General features: G+C 38.0%; 22 protein-coding genes, 3 tRNA genes and 2 pseudogenes. 4 read left to right on the top strand and 23 right to left on the bottom strand.

Annotation, left to right across the window (positions count from 1 at the left end):
- Window positions 1-46: 46 nt before the first annotated feature.
- The 13 genes and pseudogenes from HMPREF2542_RS05280 to parE all read right to left on the bottom strand — a co-directional run bounded on the left by HMPREF2542_RS05280 (window position 47) and on the right by parE (window position 11,806).
- Complete coding sequence (locus HMPREF2542_RS05280) at window positions 47-454, bottom strand: NUDIX hydrolase (protein WP_058669551.1); 408 nt, start codon at window positions 452-454, stop codon at window positions 47-49.
- A 65-nt stretch (window positions 455-519) separates the two neighbouring features.
- Window positions 520-591: transfer RNA gene (locus tag HMPREF2542_RS05275), tRNA-Arg, on the bottom strand.
- Between the two features lie 82 nt (window positions 592-673).
- On the bottom strand, window positions 674-1,873 hold the full coding sequence (rpsA, locus tag HMPREF2542_RS05270; RefSeq protein WP_003069023.1) for a 30S ribosomal protein S1: 1,200 nt from the start codon (window positions 1,871-1,873) through the stop codon (window positions 674-676).
- A 162-nt stretch (window positions 1,874-2,035) separates the two neighbouring features.
- Window positions 2,036-2,107, bottom strand: a tRNA-Gln gene (locus HMPREF2542_RS05265).
- 41 nt (window positions 2,108-2,148) lie between these two features.
- A tRNA-Tyr gene (locus tag HMPREF2542_RS05260) sits at window positions 2,149-2,229 on the bottom strand.
- A gap of 52 nt (window positions 2,230-2,281) precedes the next feature.
- On the bottom strand, window positions 2,282-2,512 hold the full coding sequence (locus tag HMPREF2542_RS05255) for a DUF2969 domain-containing protein (protein ID WP_058669552.1): 231 nt from the start codon (window positions 2,510-2,512) through the stop codon (window positions 2,282-2,284).
- Window positions 2,513-2,615: 103 nt separating this feature from the next.
- Window positions 2,616-3,638 (bottom strand): annotated as a pseudogene (locus HMPREF2542_RS05250) (branched-chain amino acid aminotransferase); the annotation flags it as partial.
- Window positions 3,639-3,775: 137 nt separating this feature from the next.
- Window positions 3,776-6,232 carry a DNA topoisomerase IV subunit A gene (gene parC, locus HMPREF2542_RS05245; protein ID WP_070484465.1) on the bottom strand — a complete coding sequence of 819 codons (2,457 nt, stop codon included), beginning with the start codon at window positions 6,230-6,232 and terminating at the stop codon, window positions 3,776-3,778.
- 353 nt (window positions 6,233-6,585) lie between these two features.
- Complete coding sequence (locus HMPREF2542_RS09775) at window positions 6,586-7,407, bottom strand: aminoglycoside 6-adenylyltransferase (RefSeq protein WP_058670386.1); 822 nt, start codon at window positions 7,405-7,407, stop codon at window positions 6,586-6,588.
- Window positions 7,408-7,440: 33 nt separating this feature from the next.
- A pseudogene (fic, locus tag HMPREF2542_RS09770) lies at window positions 7,441-8,034 on the bottom strand (protein adenylyltransferase Fic); the annotation flags it as partial.
- Window positions 8,035-8,084: 50 nt separating this feature from the next.
- Window positions 8,085-8,834 carry a DUF6261 family protein gene (locus HMPREF2542_RS05235; protein ID WP_058669555.1) on the bottom strand — a complete coding sequence of 250 codons (750 nt, stop codon included), beginning with the start codon at window positions 8,832-8,834 and terminating at the stop codon, window positions 8,085-8,087.
- A 307-nt stretch (window positions 8,835-9,141) separates the two neighbouring features.
- Window positions 9,142-9,846 carry a hypothetical protein gene (locus HMPREF2542_RS05230; protein ID WP_058669556.1) on the bottom strand — a complete coding sequence of 235 codons (705 nt, stop codon included), beginning with the start codon at window positions 9,844-9,846 and terminating at the stop codon, window positions 9,142-9,144.
- 10 nt (window positions 9,847-9,856) lie between these two features.
- On the bottom strand, window positions 9,857-11,806 hold the full coding sequence (parE, locus tag HMPREF2542_RS05225) for a DNA topoisomerase IV subunit B (RefSeq protein WP_058669557.1): 1,950 nt from the start codon (window positions 11,804-11,806) through the stop codon (window positions 9,857-9,859).
- Window positions 11,807-11,988: 182 nt separating this feature from the next.
- Between parE and plsY the strand changes: the two genes are divergently transcribed.
- On the top strand, window positions 11,989-12,636 hold the full coding sequence (plsY, locus tag HMPREF2542_RS05220; RefSeq protein ID WP_070484462.1) for a glycerol-3-phosphate 1-O-acyltransferase PlsY: 648 nt from the start codon (window positions 11,989-11,991) through the stop codon (window positions 12,634-12,636).
- Window positions 12,637-12,845: 209 nt separating this feature from the next.
- Here plsY and HMPREF2542_RS09915 read toward each other — a convergent pair whose 3' ends face one another.
- The 4 genes from HMPREF2542_RS09915 to HMPREF2542_RS05205 all read right to left on the bottom strand — a co-directional run bounded on the left by HMPREF2542_RS09915 (window position 12,846) and on the right by HMPREF2542_RS05205 (window position 14,931).
- A complete protein-coding gene (locus tag HMPREF2542_RS09915) occupies window positions 12,846-13,010 on the bottom strand; it encodes a hypothetical protein (RefSeq protein WP_003030322.1) in 165 nt (54 codons plus the stop codon).
- 187 nt (window positions 13,011-13,197) lie between these two features.
- A complete protein-coding gene (locus HMPREF2542_RS05215; protein WP_058669559.1) occupies window positions 13,198-13,815 on the bottom strand; it encodes a tetratricopeptide repeat protein in 618 nt (205 codons plus the stop codon).
- A gap of 47 nt (window positions 13,816-13,862) precedes the next feature.
- Window positions 13,863-14,330, bottom strand: coding sequence for a deoxycytidylate deaminase (locus HMPREF2542_RS05210; protein WP_003068992.1), 468 nt, complete (start codon window positions 14,328-14,330; stop codon window positions 13,863-13,865).
- 16 nt (window positions 14,331-14,346) lie between these two features.
- A complete protein-coding gene (locus tag HMPREF2542_RS05205) occupies window positions 14,347-14,931 on the bottom strand; it encodes a TetR/AcrR family transcriptional regulator (protein WP_037596974.1) in 585 nt (194 codons plus the stop codon).
- Between the two features lie 132 nt (window positions 14,932-15,063).
- Here HMPREF2542_RS05205 and HMPREF2542_RS05200 point away from each other — a divergent pair, with 132 nt between their 5' ends.
- Complete coding sequence (locus HMPREF2542_RS05200; protein ID WP_058669560.1) at window positions 15,064-15,909, top strand: DegV family protein; 846 nt, start codon at window positions 15,064-15,066, stop codon at window positions 15,907-15,909.
- 235 nt (window positions 15,910-16,144) lie between these two features.
- Here the strand turns inward: HMPREF2542_RS05200 and HMPREF2542_RS05195 are convergent, their stop codons facing one another.
- From HMPREF2542_RS05195 to eno, 4 genes are all read right to left on the bottom strand, one after another.
- On the bottom strand, window positions 16,145-16,876 hold the full coding sequence (locus tag HMPREF2542_RS05195) for a DUF3307 domain-containing protein (RefSeq protein ID WP_049480942.1): 732 nt from the start codon (window positions 16,874-16,876) through the stop codon (window positions 16,145-16,147).
- Window positions 16,869-17,546, bottom strand: coding sequence for a SatD family protein (locus tag HMPREF2542_RS05190; protein WP_058669561.1), 678 nt, complete (start codon window positions 17,544-17,546; stop codon window positions 16,869-16,871). Before HMPREF2542_RS05190 ends, HMPREF2542_RS05195 begins: the two co-directional genes overlap by 8 nt.
- Before the next feature lie 151 nt (window positions 17,547-17,697).
- Window positions 17,698-18,432 (bottom strand): NAD-dependent protein deacylase, encoded by a 735-nt coding sequence (locus HMPREF2542_RS05185; protein ID WP_058669562.1) that lies wholly within the window; start codon window positions 18,430-18,432, stop codon window positions 17,698-17,700.
- 77 nt (window positions 18,433-18,509) lie between these two features.
- Window positions 18,510-19,814 (bottom strand): surface-displayed alpha-enolase, encoded by a 1,305-nt coding sequence (gene eno, locus HMPREF2542_RS05180; protein ID WP_003068974.1) that lies wholly within the window; start codon window positions 19,812-19,814, stop codon window positions 18,510-18,512.
- Window positions 19,815-19,988: 174 nt separating this feature from the next.
- Here eno and HMPREF2542_RS05175 point away from each other — a divergent pair, with 174 nt between their 5' ends.
- Window positions 19,989-20,441: a DUF1694 domain-containing protein gene (locus HMPREF2542_RS05175; protein ID WP_037597249.1), complete on the top strand. Its 453-nt coding sequence runs from the start codon at window positions 19,989-19,991 to the stop codon at window positions 20,439-20,441.
- An 11-nt stretch (window positions 20,442-20,452) separates the two neighbouring features.
- Complete coding sequence (locus HMPREF2542_RS05170; protein ID WP_058669563.1) at window positions 20,453-20,776, top strand: nuclear transport factor 2-like protein; 324 nt, start codon at window positions 20,453-20,455, stop codon at window positions 20,774-20,776.
- 55 nt (window positions 20,777-20,831) lie between these two features.
- On the opposite strand, the gene HMPREF2542_RS05165 is transcribed toward HMPREF2542_RS05170, so the two are convergent.
- On the bottom strand, window positions 20,832-21,581 hold the full coding sequence (locus HMPREF2542_RS05165) for a PHP domain-containing protein (RefSeq protein ID WP_058669564.1): 750 nt from the start codon (window positions 21,579-21,581) through the stop codon (window positions 20,832-20,834).
- 213 nt (window positions 21,582-21,794) lie between these two features.
- Window positions 21,795-22,988 carry an MFS transporter gene (locus tag HMPREF2542_RS05160; protein ID WP_227743445.1) on the bottom strand — a complete coding sequence of 398 codons (1,194 nt, stop codon included), beginning with the start codon at window positions 22,986-22,988 and terminating at the stop codon, window positions 21,795-21,797.
- Window positions 22,989-22,996 lie beyond the last annotated feature (8 nt).

The following is a 22,996-nucleotide window of genomic DNA, read 5'->3' as shown; positions in this document are numbered from 1 at the left end:
TTTTTTATAGCAAAGGGACTATTGTCCCAGACTCTTACTTTATAACTTATTTGAATAGATCGTTTAAATATGGAACAATAGTTTCTTCTTTCATATCCGATAAGGTCTGAATCCAGCGAAATGTTGTATGCTCTTCCGGATCAAGTTTTATCTCTCTATTATATTCTAACAATTTCGCCTTATACACTAGACGCGTAAAAACGATGCCCTTTGTATCATCGTAACAGCTATCCTCATGAAGTATCTCACTTAATTGTATCTTTTGGTTGACTTCTTCCATCGCTTCTCGTACAGCACCTTCTCGCGGCAACTCGTCTTCTTCCACACTACCTCCTGGAATATCCCAATATTCTGGATACATGTTTGGAGAACCACGTTTTATTTTACTTCGTTTAATAAGCAAATATTTTCCATCTTTTTCAATTAGAGCATGAGCAATCAATTTTATAGGCATTCGCAATCTCCTTTGTAAAAATAAAAAATCTTGCATAAAACAAGACTTTCAAGTAATAAACACAATCCACCCTGAGAGAATCGAACTCCCATCTCAAGAACCGGAATCTTACGTGATATCCATTACACTAAGGGTGGCAACTATTTTATTATATAAAAATTTTATAAAAATAACAAGTAAAAAAGGACTGAAATGACAAATTCCAATCCTTTTATTTGATTATAATTCAATATCACCAAATAAGTCAGCCATTGAAAATCCAGTTTGAGTTTCTGGAAGTTCAAAGTCACGTTTTTCTTGACGTTTTTGACGACGAGGACGTGATTGACGTTTTTCTTTTTGGTCATCTTCTTGTGCTGGACGTTCTTCAAGAGCCTTGATAGAAAGTGATACACGTTCTGCATCAGCGTTTACATCAAGAACTTTCACAGTTACTTCCTGACCGACTTTAAGCACATCTTTTGGATTTTCAACACGTTTATGTGAAATTTGTGAAATATGGACAAGTCCGTCAATACCTGGTAATACTTCTACAAAAGCACCGAAATCTGTTAAACGTTTAACTGTACCTTCGATAACATCACCGGCAGCAAGTTTTTGTTCGACACCGTCCCATGGTCCAGGGGTTGTAGCTTTAAGAGAAAGCGATACACGACCTTCTTCTTCATTCAAATCAAGAACTTTTACTTCGATTTCATCGCCAACTGATACAACAGATTTTGGTGAAACATTGCGCTCATGTGACAATTCAGTTAAATGAACAAGTCCGTCAACACCACCAAGATCAATAAAAGCACCAAAGCTTGTGATACGTGCAACTTTCCCAGTCACGATGTCACCAACAGCCAATTTACCAAACACTTCAGCACGTGCTGCTGCTGCTTGAGCTTCTACAACTTCACGACGTGAAAGGATAAAGCGATTTTCTTTTGGATCCACTTCTTTAATTTTTGCTTCAAATTCTTGACCTACAAAACGTTCAGTGTTACGAACGAAACGAGTATCTAGCATTGAAGCAGGAATAAATCCACGAAGTCCCTCAAATTCTACTGAAAGTCCGCCTTTAACAGCACGAGTCCCTTTTACAGTAACAACTTCTTCTTCACGTCCAACCAACTTGTCCCATGCCTTGCGAGCTTCTAAACGTTTTTTAGATACTAGGTAAGTAACTGTATCCGTATCTTTACCCACTACTTGACGAAGAACAAGCAATTCAAGTGTTTCACCTGGTTTTACAAGGTCGTTAATGTCAGCATCACGATCGTTTGTCAATTCACGAAGGGTCAAAACACCTTCCACACCAGTTCCAGCGATTGCAACATTAGCTTGGTTCGCATCAACAGTCAATACTTCAGCAGTAACGACGTCGCCTGGCTCAACTTGGCTAACACTATTTAGCAAATCTTCAAATTCATTCATCTAAAAAAATCCTCCAACAATCAAGCATTTCTCGCTTGACATACTTATAATATTTTTCCTAAGCACCGCAATGACATTGAACTATCTTTAACGTTTCTCACCCTATAAAGAAATAAAATACCCTAAGATATTTTACCATTTATCTGATATATTACCTAAGAACTGGGGTAGCTGGATTCGAACCAACGCATGAGGGAGTCAAAGTCCCTTGCCTTACCGCTTGGCTATACCCCAAAAAAGAACGTGGTCATACCATTAAAAACTAAGTACGCTCATGGAGAGGGAGGGATTCGAACCCCCGAACCCGAAGGAGCGGATTTACAGTCCGCCGCGTTTAGCCTCTTCGCTACCTCTCCTGTATAATCAACAGTATTCATTATACCATTGATGAAAAGAAAATACAAGCATTTATTTACTCAAATTATAGGTTTCAATCAATTTTTCCACAGCATTTTCAAGTTTTTTATAAAAACTATCAACATTTTCATTTTTTATGATAGCAAATTGCCCGTTAAACTCAGCAATTTGACCAATGACTTTTTTTCCAATTGATAGAACATAACCTTCGTGCTGGTCAGTTCCTACTTTGACTCGGCTATCTGCCAATTGGATTTCAATCTTTTTATCTTTTTTACTCATCATATACCTCTTTCAAGTCTCTATTTTACAAAAAAATAGGAAAACTAGCAAGTGATATGTGACAATAAAAGCTACCTCAACCGAGAGATAGCTTCAAACATTTTTAAACTTTTACGATCCAGCCTTCTGGTGCTTTAACATCGCCAAATTGGATGCCGGTTAATTCATCATAAAGTTTTCGAGTAACAGGTCCAACTTCTGTTTCACTATAAAAAACATGAAACTCATCACCGTGCTGAACACCACCAATTGGAGAGATAACCGCTGCTGTGCCGCAAGCCCCTGCTTCGACAAATTTATCTAGATCATCTATGAAAATATCCCCCTCAATAGCTTTCATGCCCAAACGATGCTCTGCTAGGTATAGAAGAGAGTATTTTGTGATAGAAGGCAGGATAGATGGGCTAAGTGGTGTGATAAATTCATTATCTGCGGTAATACCAAAGAAATTGGCAGAACCCACCTCTTCAATTTTGGTATGAGTTGCAGGATCTAAATAGATTACATCTGAAAATCCGTTTGTTTTCGCATATTGACCAGGAACAAAACTTCCTGCATAGTTCCCCCCTACCTTAGCTGCACCTGTTCCATGTGGAGCCGCACGATCGTATTCCTCTTGAATGAGAAAATTAGTTGGTTGCAAGCCTCCTTTAAAGTAATTTCCAACAGGCATAGCAAATACAGTAAAAATGTATTCATCGGCTGGTTTTACGCCAATGATGTCACCGATACCTAGCAACAGCGGACGAATATAAAGAGTCCCTCCTGTTCCATACGGTGGAACGTATTCTTCATTTGCACGAACAACCTGCTTAACTGCATCAACAAACATATCAGTCGGAACTTGTGGCATTAAGAGCCGGTCTGAGGTACGTTGTAGACGTTTTGCATTTTGATCCGGGCGAAATAGTTGAACGCTACCATCTTTTGTGCGATATGCTTTCATTCCCTCAAAAGCCTGTTGTCCATAATGAAGGCAGGGAGAAGATTCAGACATATGCAAAGTAGCATCTTCAGTTAATTCTCCTTTTTCCCATTGACCGTTTTTATAATAAGCGAGATAACGATAAGGTAATTTCATATAGGAAAAGCCTAGGTTTCCCCAATCAAGATTTACTGACATAACATTCTCCTTTTTGAACTTATGTTTTTAATTTTACACTATTTTTAGATATTTTCAATGGTTTTTTGCAAAATTCTGAAAATTTTTTAATTTCAGTTTATAACGACAATAAAAAATCAGCCACTTGGACTGATTTTCAATTATTTAAGATTCGCAGAAAACACTTCTTCATCAGAAATGGTATCTGAGATAAAACTACCATTGCTGGTTCTTTCAGATAAACCAAGATCAGCTAGATTCACCTCGTAAGTCGTTCCTTTGCTGGATACAATAGAAAGGATCTGCTCTTCTTCTGCTGCTGGATTGTCTGAACTGAAGAGATCTAGTTCTGCAGGCTGCTCCCCAAAGACAGGACCTGCTTGAAAGACACGATGTGGCTTGGACTTCAGATCGCGCAACACTTGCAAGCCACGATTCGCTCGACTAGTCACAGGAATGTCTGCAACTGCCATTCGCTTGAGCGCTCCTCTCTGAGTCAAGATATAAAGTGAATCAGTATTGGCAATAAAAGCAGTAGCTAGGACATCATCTTTTTTGAGATTGATAGCTTTGACACCTGCTGCCTTGGCACCCACAATTGGTACTTCTTCGATATTGAACCGAAGAGCATAACCGTTCTTAGTCACTAACATGACATCGTCCAGCTTGATTGGAGAGAGGGTGATAATTTGATCGTCTTCATTTTTTAGTTTAGCAAACTTGATAGACTTGGACTTATAAGTTCGCCAAGGACTAAATTCTCTTCGCTCTACGCGCTTGATTTGCCCTAGTTTTGTTACCGCAAAATAAGTTCCTTCGTCAAAATTATCAACCAATTCTGTATAGATGACTTCTTCATTCGTCTCAAAATTAGTAATAGTCTGACTGAGGTGTTCCCCGATTTCTTTCCAGCGAATGTCTGCCAGTTCATGAATCGGTCGATAGATGACATTGCCAAGGTTGGTAAAAATCAAAAGATGCTGAGTAGTTTTCGCCGAGCTGACAAAAACCAGACGATCATCATCCCGCTTACCGACCTCATCAACTGTTGATGAATTGAAAGAGCGCGGACTAGTGCGTTTGAGGTAACCGCCACGAGTAACGCTAACAAAAGTTTCTTCTTCCACAATCAGACTCGCTGTATCAATCTCGATGGCATTTGCCGTATCTTGCAATTCACTAAGACGAGGATTACCAAATTTCTTTTTGACATCGCGGAGCTCACGCTTCATGAGGTTATACATGGTGCGCTCATCACCGATAATAGCAGAAAGCATCGCAATTTTATCGCGCAGCTCTGCTTCTTCCTCCTCCAGAACAACTACGTCAGTATTGGTTAAGCGATAAAGTTGGAGGGTGACAATGGCTTCAGCCTGCTCCTCGGTAAAATCATAGCTGACTTTGAGATTTTCCTTCGCATCTGATTTATTTTCCGATGCACGAATGAGCGCAATCACTTCATCCAAGATAGAAATCACTCGAATCAAACCTTCTACGATATGCAAGCGCTTCTCAGCCTTGGTCTTGTCAAAACGGCTGCGAGCCAGAATAATCTCCTTGCGGTGAGCAATGTAGCTGGTCAAGATTGGTACAATTCCTACCAAACGTGGTGTGAAATGATCAATCGCCACCATGTTGAAATTGTAGTTAATCTGCAGGTCCGTATATTTAAAAAGGTAATTAAGAATTAGCTCGGTATTGGCATCCTTTTTCAGCTCAATGGCAATACGAAGCCCATCGCGGTCAGACTCATCCCGCACTTCTGCAATACCAGCTACCTTGCTATTGACCCGAACATCATCAATCTTCTTGACCAGAACAGCCTTGTTAATCTCATAGGGAATCTCTGTCACAACGATCTGCTCTTTGCCACCTTTGAGCTTTTCAATTTCCGTCCGAGAACGCACGACGACGCGCCCCTTTCCAGTCTCATAGGCTTTCTTAATCTCATCTCGCCCTTGTACAATGGCTCCCGTTGGGAAGTCAGGACCTGGCAGAAATTCCATGAGTTTGTCAACCTTAGCTTTGGGATGATCAATCATATAAACCACTGCATCGATGACTTCAGCCAGATTGTGAGGCGGAATGTCTGTCGCATAACCAGCAGAAATTCCCGTCGCACCATTAACCAAAAGATTTGGAAAAGCAGCAGGCAATACAGTTGGTTCTTTCTCCGTATCGTCAAAGTTCCAAGCAAAAGGTACGGTATCTTTTTCGATGTCTTGCAGCAAGTAACCTGCAATCTCAGCCAAGCGCGCCTCAGTATAACGCATAGCCGCTGGCGGATCACCGTCCATAGAACCATTATTTCCGTGCATTTCCACTAAAATCTCGCGGTTCTTCCAATCCTGAGACATGCGGACCATGGCGTCGTAAATGGAGCTGTCACCATGCGGGTGAAAATTCCCCATAATGTTTCCGACAGACTTTGCAGACTTGCGGTAGCCCTTGTCAAAGGTATTGCCGTCCTTATTCATAGAATAAAGAATACGACGCTGCACGGGCTTCAGTCCGTCACGAATGTCGGGCAAAGCCCGCTCCTGAATAATGTATTTGGAGTAGCGTCCAAAACGCTCTCCCATAATGTCTTCTAAAGACATGTTTTGAATATTAGACATAAGATACAAAGGGACGTTTCGGCTTGCCGAAAATTTCTCTAGAAAAATAGGAAATCGATGCAGGACTCGATGAACCCAAAGCGATTTATCTTTTTTCCTAAGAAATTAATCCCGTGTTCAATTCCTTTCTTTAGAATAAAAAGGGGGGTAGCTGCCTTAGGTAACATAGGACGCTAGCAAACCTACGGTTTCATGGCTAATCTGAGAGCCAGAGTCTCTCAGATCCCCTGATATAAAATCACTTGGTGATTTTATATCTACTACTTACAGCGGCAACTGCTAGATTAGGCGAGCAGGTAATTAATCATTTACACTTTTCACAAACTCGCATTTGTATTTGATATAATTAACAATCACTCGCCCATTCCCAACTTCTCCTTGGCATATGCCAGCATCTTCTCTGCTGTTTCTTTGTCATAGAGAAAACCTGTCTTTTTGGCAAAACTTTGAGCTTCTTTATGGAAAAAGTTCAAGGTAGCCAACAGAGACTGGGTGAGCTTTTCTTGGTCGGAGAAATCAAGTAGGGCTGTGAAGGCCTCCTCCTTCTCCGCGGGAAAATACTGAAACAGATACTTATAGTTCTTGCCTACATCAATCACTCCCTTGTCCGCTGCCACTTGCCAAGCTAGAAGCTTGAGCAATTCTTTCTGACAGATACCATAGAGATGATCTGCTGCATAAACAAATTGTTGTCTCTGAATGCCTTTGACAACGTAAGCTGAAACCCACCAGAATTCATTACAAGATTTTGCAAAGTCATCCGCACTTGCTGGTTTTGTCCAATAGCGTTTGGGACTGGGGGTATAGGGTTGAAAAAGTCCCTGTTGGTCGTCCAACACCATAAAGTCTGCTTCGCTATCCACCCACTCTTTAATGTGCTCCTTAGGGCAAAGGGTCAAATCTATCCGATTACCATCTTCAAAGAGCATCAAGTAGAGACGGCGATGGTCTAGTAGGTTATGCTGCTCAATAATGCGCTTGCCAAACCTTTCCAACCAAGCAAGGTCAGCTACCAGTCCATCCAAATCCTCCACAATGTAGACCACATCATAGTCTTGAAACTCGTCCTTGGGAGCATCTGGATTTGTCCGCGAGCCGGACATGGCAACAGCGTCGACTTTTAGCACTTTTGCGGTTTGCAAAATCAAATCTAACATTTCACTTTCAGTTCTCATGGGAGCACCTGCCTTTTTTGCTAGAGCTCCCCCAGTCCGGTAAAGGCTGTAGCCTTCGTAGTAATAACTGTAGTCAATGCCTTTCATGTAGAGTTTGCGGTCATTGATTTGGCTGGTGAGAGCTTGGCGAAGGACGTGTTTGATTTCGGTATCGCGGATAGGACTGCGTTCCATGGCAAGGAGATAGTCTTCTTTATCTACCTGCGACCAGTCAATCACCTGTCCTAGCTTTTCTTTTAGCAGATGGTCTAGCCAAAGCCTCATGCTCCGACCATTGCCCTCACGAAAAGGATGAGCAACGTTCATCTCGACATATTTTTCAACAATCTGCTCAAAAGTCTCTTGTGGCATACTGTCAATGTGCTCTAAGGAAGCTGTTAGATACATGACAGGCGCAAGGCGAAAATCGCCCTTAGCAAGATTGAATGTGCGAATCTGACCAGCAAAATCGTAGATCTCCTCAAAGAGAAACTTATGAATAAAAGCCAATGTTTCATAAGTCCCAGCTTTCTTGTCATTAAGAACTTTATCTTCAAAAAGCTGTTTGGCGCGTGCCTTACTGATTTTTTCTTCCATCTTCGCTAGTTCAATCGAATCTGTCAAACCCAGTTTGTTATCAAGAGTCATTGCGCTACTCCTTTCCTTGTTTTTTTGTTAATTAAATTAAACAGTTCTTCTTACTTCTGCCCTTCTGGTTGTGTGGGTTCTGTCTTCTTCACCACTTTGCGTTTTTTGTAGCGGCTGCGAATGGTGTTGAGTTGGTCGCGAAGATCTGCGTAGTGCGTTCTTTCTGGGTAAGCGTAGGTCATGATAGCGGTGAAATCCAACAGGAAATCGTAGATTTCTTGTAACTGAATGCGGAGTTGCTTGCTTTGGCTAGGCACTTTGCCTTTCAACTCGGTCAAGCGCTCCTTATAGGCTTCCTCAAACCGCTTTTGCGCAGTCATCAAGCTTTCCACATGAGCTTCCAAGTGCAGTTTTGCCAGCGCCGTTTGATAAGTCGATTTCTTCAACTCTTGGAGCAGGTGGTTGATGCCCTCTGTCTCTTTTTCATAGTTGGCAGCCGCAATCCCTGCGTAATTTTTCAGCAAGCCTGCCAAGGTATCGTAGGCTTCTTTGGTCGCAGTCTCCTTGACTCGTGAAAATGCCCGCACCAAAGCAGTCAGCGTACCTAAAGCATCGTCTCGCTCGCGGTCGGTTTGGTCTAAACTGGTCACCAAGCGACTAGCTTTCGTCTGATGAAGCCCCTCCTGAAACTTAGTCAAATGCTGGCTCATCTCTTCCAGCTTACTCGTATAAATACTTTCCACCTTGTGCGCCTTGTTAAAAGCAGCAATCGCCTCTTTCGACTCGGTCATGAGCTGGGAAAATTCACTTTTATCCAGAGTTTTCGTGTCCAATGTAGTGATTCCGTATGTCAATTTCATTATTTTCTCCTAATTCTTTTAAATTCTAATCTATTTCATATCATTTTTACATTATTCAGTTTCGGAAAAGGCTTTTTACTCAAAAACCGTTCGTCCGAAATTGGAGCGTTCGTCTTTTGATCCAAAAACTCTTGTCCGAAAACAGAATAATCGGGATTTGCTGAAAAGTCGCTTGTCCGAAAGTTGAACGACTTTACTTTTGCTCTAGCGAGCTTGTCCGAAAACAAAAATTGCTTACCAGAGAGTTTGAATGAGAGATGTTTTGTGCAGGTAAAGTTGCGCTTCTGAATAATATTCAGAATTTGTCCTATATATTAATACTAGGAACTAATTCATTTTTAAAAAAATCTAGTATGGAGAAATATTCTTCTCTTTGGAATATCTCATATAATGTTCTCACTTCAATGTCAGGACATGAGTTTAGTCTTTTTTCATTTTTCAAAGTGTTAAAACATTCAAGTAGTTTTCTATAAATTTCGATAAAATTATTCTTTATTTCTTTCACTAAATTCCTATGATCATCAGAAAAAGAAAAATAAATCTCCAGATTTTCAAAATTTGTTATTAAGTTATTATGATTTTCTGTCAATGTAAAAACTAAACTGTCAATATCTTCATCAGAATACTCCATAATTTTTGGATTTTTTTCTAAAAGTTCTTGACAAAAATAATTTAAAGTAACAAATAAAGCAACATCCGTGGAGCTATTTTTTGACGAACTTCTTTTATATAGAAAATCCCATTTATCACCTAAATCCTTAAAAAAGTGATATAGTTGAAGTCTTTTCTCATACAAGCCAATTTTAATCTGATATTCAGATAAAAGTCCTATAGCTTTTTCAAGTCTCTCCTGACGCTTGTCAAGTTCTTTAGTTTCTCTTTTTGAAACCCAAGTTGCATAGATTATTGGAACTACAATTGTCAAAAGTCCTAATAAAATTTGTATACTGTTTGAAATCCAATCTGTTGAATTAATTGCATTAACAATATCATTTATCCATTCTTTTTTCATAAATCTCCTCCTATTTACTAAAAACAGTCGTCTCCTCCAGCGTAAACTTGACATTATCTTCAATCCATTTACGGCGGGGTGGGACTTTGTCGCCCATGAGGACATTGACGCGGCGCTCGGCACGAGCGAGGTCTTCGATGGTGACACGGATAAGGGTACGATTTTCAGGATTCATGGTGGTTTCCCAGAGCTGGTCGGCGTTCATTTCCCCCAGACCTTTGTAGCGCTGCAGCGTGGCACCTTTGCCAAATTTCTTGCGCAAATCTTCTAACTCACCGTCTGTCCAAGCATATTCGACAACTTCATTTTTGCCTTTGCCTTTAGACATCTTATAAAGCGGCGGCAGAGCGATATAGACATGTCCTGCTTCAACCAGCGGACGCATATAGCGGTAAAAGAAGGTCAACAAGAGCGTCTGGATATGGGCTCCGTCCGTATCAGCATCAGTCATGATGATAATCTTGTCATAGTTGGCATCTTCTAGAGAGAAGTCCGAGCCAACACCTGCACCAATAGTGTAAATCATGGTGTTAATTTCTTCGTTTTTGAGAATATCTGCCATTTTAGCCTTGGCAGTATTGATAACCTTACCGCGGAGAGGCAGAATAGCCTGAAACTTGCGGTCACGACCCTGTTTGGCAGACCCACCCGCAGAATCTCCTTCGACCAGATAGAGTTCGTTTTTAGCTGGATTTTTGGATTGGGCTGGTGTTAATTTCCCAGACAGCAATCCCTTGTCTTTCTTGTTTTTCCTGCCATTACGGCTTTCATCTCTCGCCTTGCGGGCTGCCTCGCGTGCATCTCTTGCCTTGATTGCCTTGCGGATCAGATTAGACGCCAATTCGCCATTTTCCAGCAAGAAGAAGGTCAATTTGTCGGACACAATCGAATCAACTGCAGGACGAGCCAGTGGACTACCTAGCTTGTCCTTGGTCTGACCCTCAAACTGCAAATGCTCTTCCGGCACCAAGATAGACAACACAGCTGCCAAGCCTTCACGGTAGTCAGAACCTTCCAGATTTTTATCCTTTTCTTTCAGCAAACCGGTCTTTCTCGCATAGTCATTCATGACCTTGGTAATGGCTGACTTGAGGCCCGTCTCGTGCGTTCCGCCGTCCTTGGTGCGGACGTTATTGACAAAAGAAAGGATATTGTCTGAGTAACCGTCATTGTACTGGAGAGCCACCTCTACCTGAAAACCGCCCTCTTCTCCCTCGAAATAAAGAACTGGTGTCAATGTTTCCTTATCTTCATTCAGATAGCTAACAAAATCTTGCACCCCATTTTCATAATGAAAATCAACAGACTCGCCCGTTCGCTCATCTGTCAGAGAAAGGTGAACGTTTTTGAGCAAAAAGGCCGATTCATTAAGCCGCTCTGCGATTGTATTATATTTAAAATCAATCGTTGAGAAAATCGTATCATCTGGCATGAAAGTCACTTTCGTACCAGATTTGGACTTAGCTGCTGTCCCAATTTTCTTCAAAGTTGTTGCTGGCTTTCCACCATTTTCAAAACGTTGTTTATAAATTGTACCGTCACGTGTGATTTCAACTTCTAACCAACTAGACAGCGCATTGACCACAGAAGAACCAACCCCGTGTAAGCCTCCCGATGTCTTGTAACCGCCCTGACCGAATTTTCCGCCTGCATGCAGTACCGTAAAAATAACCTCAACAGTTGGGATTCCCATCGCGTGCACACCAACCGGCATCCCACGTCCATGGTCCGTAACACTCAAACTCCCATCCTTGTTAATCGTCACATCAATCTTGTCGCCAAAACCAGACAAAGCTTCATCGACTGCATTGTCGACGATTTCCCAAACCAAATGGTGAAGCCCAGTTGCATCGGTTGAGCCGATATACATACCAGGACGCTTCCGAACTGCGTCTAACCCTTCTAATACTTGAATGGCATCATCATTGTAATTATTAATATTGATTTCCTTTTTTGTCACAAGGAACCTCCTGAATCATTCATCCTTTCTATCTTACAAGTTTTTAACAAATTTTGCAAAGTTTTTTAGAAAATAATGTATTCTTTCTGCTTCTCACCACCATTTTGTCAGCCTAGACAAATTTTATAAAATATTTCTGGTTGTTCAACTATCAAAATCAAAATTCATGGTATAATAAAAGCATGATAAAGATAGTTTTTACATTGATAGCAGCTTATTTGATTGGTTCAATCCCTGCCGGGCTTTGGATTGGACAAATATTTTACAAGAAAAATCTCCGCGAATACGGTAGCGGAAACACAGGAACGACCAATACCTTTCGTGTCCTTGGGAAAAAAGCAGGAATCATCACCTTTATTTTTGACTTTTTTAAAGGAACATTTGCGACGCTATTGCCTCTTTTTCTTCACATCAACGGTATTTCTCCTCTCGTTTTTGGACTTTTAGCCGTTCTTGGGCATACCTTTCCCATTTTTGCAGAATTTAAAGGTGGTAAAGCCGTAGCAACTAGCGCAGGCGTCATTCTTGGATTTTCACCGACTTTCTTCACTTATTTAGCTGTCATCTTTTTCAGCTGCTTGTATCTGACTAGTATGATTTCCTTTTCAAGTGTGACAGCTGCTACCTCTGCCATTTTGGGAGTTGTCTTTTTTCCACTATTTGGCTTTCTATTGCCGCGTTACGATGTGCTTTTTACCATGATTGTGCTTGTACTAGCGCTCATCATTATCGTTCGGCACAAAGATAATATTCATCGGATTCGGATGAAACAAGAAAACCTTATTCCTTTCGGATTGAATATCACAAAACAACAACCCAAACAGAAATAAAGGGAACTCTATATAGCGGTTTACACCAACCGCAATAAGCAGCATTTTAAAACAATATTTTTGTAAATTTGATAATAATAATTTATTTCTGTGTAAGCAAGTATGTAATTTTAAAAATAAAAACGGAAGAAGTAATATTCTTCCATTTTTATTTAGCCTTGACTTTATTGATTTCTGAAATTGAATCTTTAAACGTAACACCTTGAATATTATGTGAGTGTCTTTTTTATAATTTCTGGCGACGTCATATCAATAACCACAAATTCATCACCTTCAAGATTCTTGTCTTTATCAACAATCGTAGAAACTTGGAAAAGACATGCACCATTGACATAATGCACTAAGACTAAGCAATGTCGACAAAATAGAAACATTTATTTTTTCTTCTTCATAATCAATCCTCTTTTATTATTTTTTGATTATATTATATAAGATTTTTTGATAAACTAAAATCTTATTTAGTAAATTTCAGTTCATCGTTCGTTAAAATGGATATAAAAATACTCTAATTTTTATATTAGAATACCTTTATTTTACAAACATTATGAAATTTTCATCTTATTACTTTATCTGTGCCATCAAACCCTTCAGCTCTGTCGCTCCAACGCCATCACCTGCTTTTTCAAAACACGCCAGTGCTTTTTGTGCATAAAGCTTAGCTCTTTTTATATCTCTCTTAGCTAACATTACCTCAGCCAAGGCGCGATAAGCACAAGCATGGTTGACTAAATCATCTGTCTGCAATGCTAAATTTAGTGTTTCTTGCAAAAGCTCTTCTGCAAGATGAATATTTCCAAGTTTGAACTGTAAATATCCTTGTTCGTACAAATTGACTGATTTCTTTAGTACATCATCAGGGAAATGCTCTATAATAATTGCAGCTTCTGTCATTATCAAATCATAAGCCTTTTGAAAATGTTCTTCTTCTCGTTCGACCATAGCTAGTTGATGTAAGCCTATGTGCTGTTCTTCTAGGTTCTTTTCAGACACAGCTTGAGCATAATAGTCTTTTAAAAATTGACGGGCTAACGCAAAATCTTTTTCTTCTAAAGCAATATATGCTTTTAAATTCAGTGTACTATAATTGTCTTGCTCTATTTGATAAACTAATTGCTTCGCAAGATGATATTGCCCATCAAACAATGCTTCCCAGGCTTTTTGAAGTTGTTCTTCTGTCATATTTTCTTTCCTTGTATTCATAGAAAATAAATGTTACACTCTAAAAGTTATATTAAATCAATCTCCGAAATTGCTTCTTTTACTTTTTCAATTGGCAAATGTACTAGCTCGACTTTCTTTTCGCTATATAAATAACGCGCATAATCATCCATACGGTATTGATTGATATACACCACTCGCTTGCAACCAACTTGTAAAAGCTGCTTAGTACAATTGAGGCAAGGGAAATGAGTGACATAAACAGTAAAACCTTTCGGGATTCCACGCTCTGCACCTTGTAAAATCGCATTCACTTCTGCATGTAAGGTTCTCACACAATGCCCATCAACCATCAAACATTCATGATCAATACAGTGCTCCGTTCCTGAAACAGAACCATTATATCCTGTTGAAATAACTTTGTTATCCTTTACAATAACCGCTCCTACACTCGCTCGCTTGCAGGTTGAGCGATTAGCAATCAAGAGAGCTTGCGCTGCAAAATATTCATCCCAAGCCAATCTTTTTTTAACCATGTTACACCTCATTGTCTTATTCATCGCTCGATTTACCATTCTTTCGCTGCGGAAAAAGCGGAAGTCCGAGCGATGCAATCTTCTCTGCTGGAACCCTCATACCGTCTTTTATCCATTTAATCAAAACAGAAACCACCGCCGAACTCCAAAAAGAATTCATGTACGTTGAAGCCTCTTTTCTGGAATAATTTTGTTGCTCTAACATATCAAACACAGCACTTGTCAACAGTTTTTCTAAATTGTAGTCTATCGCTAGACTAACAATTCGAGCTTCTTTTTTGACTTCTTTAAACAAAAACAACCATACTTGATAAAGTTCTGTTCTCATATTAAATTGTTCCAATTTATCTGTAATCTTTTGCACTGTTCGTTGAAAAATTTCTTGTAAAATCTCTTCTTTTGAATCATAATTTCGATAAAAAGCTGCACGTGAAACGCCTGCCCTCTCTACTAATTCAGAAATAGTAATTTTAGTCAACTCTTTCTTTTCCAATAATTGCAATAAAGAAATCTCTAATGATTCTTTTGTAATTCGATTCGATTCCTCATTTGATATTTTTAAATTTTCTAAGGATTTTTTTGATATTTTACGTTCCGACATAACATTTTCTTTCTACGTGTAACAACCGACTGTAAAGGCTTTCTAAGGCAGAGATTTCATGATATAATTGTAAAAAAAGACAAAACTTTTGTCAATGTCTAACTAATTTACTGCCCAATAAAGGAGAATTTAATGACTTGGAAAATTGTAGCTGATTCAGGTTGTGATTATAGAACTATCGAAAATATTGCTGTTGACACCTTATTCGAAAATGTTCCTTTGAGCATTCAAGTAAACGATGAAATCTTTATAGATAATGCACAACTCAATATTGATGATATGATGAAAAAAATGTATGCCACTTCTTCTGCTTCAAAATCAGCCTGCCCTAGTCCAGATGACTACATGAAGGCTTTTGATGGCGCTTCAAATATTTTTGTGGTTACTATTACAGGAACCTTATCAGGAAGTCACAATAGCGCACAAGTGGCTAAAAAACTCTATCTCGAAGAACACCCCGATGTGAATATTCATATTATTGATACTCTTTCTGCAGGCGGCGAGAATGACTTGATTATCAAAAAACTGAATTTTCTTATTGGTCAAGGTTTGAGTTATGAAGAAGTCGTGACAGAAATTACAACCTATCAAACCAAGACAAAATTACTTTTCGTTCTTGCCAAAGTTGACAATCTCGTTAAAAATGGTCGACTAAGCAAATTAGTCGGAGCCGTTGTAGGATTACTTAACATCCGTATGGTAGGTGAAGCTAGCCAAGACGGGAAGCTAGAGTTACTTCAAAAGGCACGTGGTGCAAAAAAATCACTCATTGCAGCTTTTGATGAACTTATAAAAGCGGGCTATGTCGGCGGGCAAATCATTATTGCTCATCGAAATAATCTTAAGTTTTGCCAGCAATTTTCCGAAATGGTGCGAGAAAAATTTCCTCAAGCTGTTATTGAAGTTATTCCAACTTCTGGCCTGTGCAGTTTTTACGCCGAAGAAAATGGTCTCCTCATAGGTTATGAAATTCAATAATGTAACAAAAGGAATTAGACAGGTGACTATGAAACGAATATAATCTGAGAAGATTACGTATACGACGAAATAAAATTGAAAATTTTTAGCTCCTAGTTTCACTCCTGCAAAGTTTGAACCGTCTGAACGGATCAGCTCAGTAACCTCTATTACAAATACTTTGAGCAATAAACCACTGCGTCCTTGGTTTATTGCATCATATACTTTGAAGCTGGGAATTTTCGTCCCAGTTTTTTTATAAATAAAGCAAACTAAAAACAATGAGCACACTAATCATGCTAAAAAGTGAGCCAATGAGGTAATATTCCGCAAAGGACTGGCTTTCAGAAATTTTATTATAGCGAGCAATTGACTTGGCGGTAAAAACTAAACCAATCGAGGCAAATTGTCCAAATACGAGGGACAAAGCCATAATATAACGCTCTAAAATCCCAATCATTGCACCTGCACCTGCTATGGTATCTTGATCATTTCCATTTGACTGATATTTGCTAAAGAAAAACTTAAATAAAATATTAACAGGTTTTCCAACGATAGCCAAAAATAGAAACATCTGAGCTACTAGAACACTATTTTTAAGCCAAAGTGGATAGGTTTTACTCGCTAATACGGTATAAAATAGGAAAATGCAAATGAGATGAAGTAGTTGGTCAACGATAAAAGCTTGTTTGGTACATTTCTTTTTCTCTATAAAAATATTGAGCTTGTACTTCAAAAAGTCAATAACTACATGACTAAGCCAAACCGCAGCAAAATATAGGCTATTTTTGGGGAAAAAGACACTCAAAATCAGTAATGGAAGAAAAACGATGATCAAATGTAATATTAAATATGGGAATTTCCGACTTTTTAAGTCGGCTATTTTTTGACTCTGCCATTGAAAATCAGCTAAAACATGAGCTATCAACGTTAATAATAAGATTGGATTTTGCAAGAAGAAATCTGAAAACCCCCACAACTTAGACATACCTACTCTCCTCCTTTGCTATCTCTTTTAATATCTGATTCATAGCAACTCGTTTATTTCTGAGATAAATTTTTAGACCACTTGCCTTGATACGTTTATTAAAAGCACTTGGAGTAATACCGAGCAATCTTGCTATTTCTTTATGCGAAAATGTTTCATCGTATATATTTTCAGCCAGTAATTGTTTGAGTACATCATATTGAACTTCTGTCCACTTAGACTGAATAAAAGAACACGCAGCTAACATAGCATTGACAGTCCAACTAACTTCTTCATTTGCCAAAAAAACTGAAATGTGATTGATGCCATAATCATTCTTATCGTGGATATGGTTAATGGCTTCTCTCGCTAACCAATATGCAGGACCATCAGAACCTATACTTTGTTCTTTATTAATCTCTGTAATCATATCTCCAACACCAATACCGAATCGAATTTCATAAGGAGCAAATGCAACAGAAATCTGATCTATGATTTGAAATATATAAGAATTTGGTGAAAATAAGGCTTGAAATTCATCTCCAGTTGTGACTGTAAAGGGAGAAACTAAATAATTTTGATATTGCTGATTCAACTCTTTCATCAATTGTAATAAGTGCTGTTGCACCTGTGCTCGATCTTGTATCTTTTTTGACTCAATAATATCGCCAATAAGAGCAATGTACATCATTTTCTCACCTCTTTTTATCTATTATAACGGAAATTTTTAAAAATTTCCATTATAAAGGACATTTTATAAAATTTCCGTTATAAAGGACATTTTTAAAATTTTACTTTTTTAAAAAATACAGTTAAATGCCATACATTCACTGATTTTCGAATTAATTATCTGTTAATTTCCATACTTTACTGAGCACCTCACCAATCTTTCCCTCGATGATTAAGCTAGCTTGATTATCATGTACCACTTTACTTTTATTGATAAGGACTAGCTGCCGTCCTTGAAAATACTGAACCAAACTAGCCGCTGGATAAACAACTAGCGAGGTTCCACCAATGATGAGTAAATCAGCTCGACTAATAGCTTGAGAAAAGACGTCCATATTTAGCGATTCCTCATAAAGAGTCACATCTGGCTTAACGATGTGACCGCAAGTCTCACAATAAGGAATGGTTCCAGATAATCTCAAAAAATCCTCTAAGTCATAAAAACGATGACAGTTGGTGCAATAATTTCGGTCAACACTACCATGAATTTTCAATACATTTTTGCTTCCCGCTATCTCGTGTAAACTATCAATATTTTGCGTGACAATCGCTTTTAATTTCTCTGTCTTTTCTAGATAAACTAAATAATCATGGGCTACATTTGGTCTGGCATCCGGATAAATGAGATATTTTTTGTAAAAGTCAAAAAACTGTTCTGGATAGCGTTCAAACATCGTATGGGAAACTAGTTGCTCTGCTGTAAAATGCTGGTTTAACTCAATATTGTAAATACCATTTGAGCTGCGAAAATCCGGAATACCAGATTCAGTTGAAACACCTGCACCACCAAAGAATACAATATTTTGACTACTTTGAATAATATAAGCCAGTTCTTCAATTTTATCCATATTGCCCTCCTAAAATTTATCGATACAATAAAGAAAAAATCGACTAGTTTCACTAGCCGATTCGTATTCTAACTGAATTATTTTGACAAGTTATAGAAAGATTTCAAACCACGATATTCAGCTACTTCACCAAGTTGGTCTTCAATGCGAAGCAATTGGTTGTATTTAGCGATACGGTCTGTACGTGAAAGTGAACCAGTCTTGATTTGTCCTGCGTTAGTTGCGACTGCGATGTCAGCAATTGTTGAATCTTCAGTTTCACCTGAACGGTGTGATACAACAGCAGTGTAACCAGCTTCTTTCGCCATTTCGATAGCGTCAAATGTTTCAGTAAGAGTACCAATTTGGTTAACTTTGATAAGGATTGAGTTAGCACAAGCTTCGTTGATACCTTTTTCAAGATAAGAAGTATTTGTTACGAAGAAGTCGTCACCAACAAGTTGCACTTTCTTACCAAGACGTTCAGTAAGTTTCTTCCATCCATCCCAATCGTTTTCATCCATACCATCTTCGATAGTGATGATTGGGTATTTGTTTACTAATTCTTCAAGGTAGTCAATTTGTTCATCAGCTGTACGAACTGCAGCTCCTTCACCTTCGAATTTAGTATAATCATAAACTTTACGTTCTTTGTCGTAGAATTCTGATGATGCACAGTCAAAACCAAGGAATACATCTTTACCAGGAACATAACCAGCAGCTTCAATGGCAGCAAGGATTGTTTCTACACCGTCTTCAGTTCCATCAAAACGAGGAGCAAATCCACCTTCGTCACCAACAGCAGTTTCAAGACCACGAGATTTAAGGATTTTCTTAAGAGCGTGGAAAATTTCAGCACCCCAACGAAGAGCTTCTTTGAATGTAGGTGCACCAGCAGGTACAATCATGAATTCTTGGAAAGCGATTGGAGCATCTGAGTGAGAACCACCGTTGATGATGTTCATCATTGGAGTTGGAAGAACTTTAGTATTGAATCCACCAAGGTAGCTGTAAAGTGGGATTTCAAGGTAATCAGCAGCAGCACGTGCCACAGCGATAGATACACCAAGGATTGCGTTTGCACCCAATTTACCTTTATTTGGAGTACCATCAAGTGCAATCATTGCACGGTCAATAGCTTGTTGATCGCGAACGTCATAACCAATAACTGCTTCAGCAATAATATTGTTTACGTTGTCAACAGCTTTTTGTGTACCAAGACCACCGTAACGAGATTTGTCACCATCACGAAGTTCAACTGCTTCGTGTTCACCAGTAGAAGCTCCAGATGGAACCATACCACGTCCGAAAGCACCTGATTCAGTATAAACTTCTACTTCAAGTGTTGGGTTACCGCGTGAGTCTAGGACTTCGCGAGCGTAAACATCAGTAATAATTGACATTTTTTACTCTCCTTTGAGTTATTTTATTTACATTCCTATCATACCTTAAAAATCGGTTTTTTTCAAGGAAAAATCGTGTCTTTCTATGAAATTTACGATAATTTTCTGTGTAAGCGTTTTATATTTCCGAATGTTTCTTGGATAAATTTCAAAAAAGTATGTTATACTAACTTTATGACAGATATAAACAAAGCAATAATCGAAAAAGCTCAAGGGGGATTAAAATTAAATCCTGATGAGCAAAGAAAATTTTTAGAAACATTTGAAGAACGGGTCATAGCAGAATGTAGCATTGATGAAGCTAATAGTGCTCCTATCCACGATCACTTTAAAGAAATGTTGCAAAAGATTATCTTGGACTATCAGCCTGTAACTGTGAAAATATCTCCTGCGGTCACCAGTCAATATCAAATTTTTTACTTAAAAATAGCAAAAGATCTCGGTTGCAAAGCAACAATCGTGTCTAGTAACTGCAAAAATTCTCCATTTGGATTGGTTATTCATAGCGATCATCCAGTAGAGATTACCGAAAAAGAAATCCTTATCCAATTTTCTGAACTTTTCCAATCAGATTTATCCCAACAAGCAGAAAAGAAACTTTCTTTTTGGAAAAGGTTGTTTCATTAAGGAGGTCACTAATGACAAATTTAGAAACATTAACCTTGTTCTTTCGAGCGGAAAATCAAAGAGATTGGAAAACTTGCCAAAAATTTTTACATACTAAAATCATCTGGGAATTGCATGAGCAAAAGGTTTCTATTATTCATGGAATAGAAGATTACCTTTATAAGATTCAGCAAGCCTATCGTCATAACACTGTTCAATTTTCCCGTTTACATACTTTTTCAACAGATGAAAATCAGATTGTTACTATTCTCAAAAATGATTTCGGTCAACTATCCTGTGATATTTTTGAGTTTGAAAATGGTTTAATTGTCAGAAAATATAAATATTTGCTATGATCATTTTTGAGAAACAAACGTATAAGGTTAGGGAATAATATCCTAGCCTTATTTTTTATAACAACTCTGCTTCGCCTATACCAAATGCCGTTAGGATTTGCTTGATTTGGTCGAAATTCAAGCGAAAATGTTCTAACGTATGGGCATCAGAGCCAACAGAATACTTTGTTCCGCCCAATTCTTTCACCAAAGATAGAGCATAGATATAAATATCTTCGTGATTATAGAGATACATAGACTTGCAATTTAGTTCAAAAGCCAAGTTGTACTCTATCATTTTCTGAAAGAGGGCACGAAGTTGAGGTTCAAAGTTTTTTAGTTCTTCAACTGTCACATTAAACTTGCGAAAACCATAGTCAAAATGAGCCAAAACATGAGCCGGAATACTTTCAATAGCTTCTTCTAATTCTTTTAAATAATCTGGAATCCATTGCATTTTTTCCAATTGCAAAACAGGAGCTTCTAAGTAATCGAATTTCCCATTGTGATGAACAGATAAAAGTTTCAAATCATAATCTTTATCTTCTAAAAAAGCCAAAGTATCTTTCTTACGTGGTCCATAATAGCCTATTTCAATTCCTTTTTTGATTCGATTTCCATATTTCTTATTGAGAAAAGCTATTTTTCTAGAATAAGACTTATAATCAGGAATATCATCGTGAGGAGAGCCTGCATTATACGGATAGGGATTAGATAAATCCAGATGTTCAGTCGTCACAATTTCTCCATCATAATGTTCCAAGTAATCTCTAAAATCAGTATCTGAATCGTAAGAAAAGTAAGTATGAAGATGATTGTCACGCATAATATTTTTCCTCCTATCGTTCCATTAAATTATACCAGAAACTTAAAAAATATCGTTTCTAGTTCCATTATCTATTTCTATGGTCTATGAATAGTAATACCGTCATTTACAATTCCTTACCACAGAGATTGATTAAGTAACAAACCAATCTGTCCATGAAATTTAGCTCATAAAACTTATATTTTATCAATAAATATAGCCTAAGGTAAAAAATTAATTTTCGATTGTTTTCAACTGTTTACGAATCCTTTGTAAAACGATAATTAAAGGTAGTACTAACACTATCAGTACCGTTCCCAAACCAATAAAAGTCGAATTGAAGCCAAAACTGTCAATCAACCAACCAACAATCGGAAAAATGATAATCATGCTTAAACTGAACATCATTGAAGTAACGCTTAACATAGTCGCTCTGACTGAGTTTGGTAAATACTGTTGCAAATCATTGTAAAAAATCGGTTGATACATGGCATACAAGGCATTTGTCGCTAAATAAACAAGGATATACATAAATGGAGTTTCCAAAAACGACAGAATATAAGCTCCCCCTGTTAAACTGACAACTACTGGAAAAATCCGAAAAGAATGCCATGTTTTCCCAATCTTACTGGCAATAGAAACTGCCAAAATATTTAAGACGCTGCCAATTAACATAACTGTCGAAATTTGCCATCCAGCTAAATCTGGTAATTGTTTCTGATAGTAAAAATAAAACATACACATCATTGTTCCAACGAATTGGAAAATCATCATCCACGCAAAAAGACTCGGACTACTTTTCATTTCTTCTTTTACCGTCAGGATTATTTTCTTTATCGTGACCACTTCATCAGTTTGCCTTTTAATATCTGGTTCCTTTATTAACCAAATCAAGATTAAAACAACAATCGAAACTGCAATCATAATATAATAAGTGACATACAAATATCCATGTACAAACAATCCAGCTAATACTGTTCCTAAAGAAATCGCTGCTTCTGAAACACCTGATATCAAGCTTGATAGTTTCAAATAACAATCTTTTAAGTCCGCTTCTACTGCAGAATCATATAAAAGTGCAGAACTCGTTCCTGAATCAAAATTATAGGACAAAGCATTGAAAATCATTGCCAGAGCATAAATCCAAAAGTTTCCCTGCCCTGTCAACATCAAAATAGATGACAAAATACTTGTTAAACGGCTGATATAGAGATTAGCCTTATAAGAAAACCTGTCTGCTAACATACCTGACGGAATTTCAAAAATGATCCCAGTTGCATGAAAAATACTCTCTAACAGACCAATTTGCAGTAAAGACATCCTGTTTTGGCTGAGAAATAAAATCCAAAAACTTGTAATACCTAAAAATCCTAGAAACTCCACTCCAGCCATAAGAGGAATATTTCTTTTGTAACTTCTCCTAAACATAAACATAT

It is taken from the genome of Streptococcus sp. HMSC034B05, from assembly GCF_001809055.1.
GTDB classification, from domain to species: Bacteria; Bacillota; Bacilli; order Lactobacillales; family Streptococcaceae; genus Streptococcus; species Streptococcus constellatus.
The sequence above is the reverse complement of the archived record's forward strand: the minus strand, read 5'-3'. Positions and strand labels throughout refer to the sequence as shown.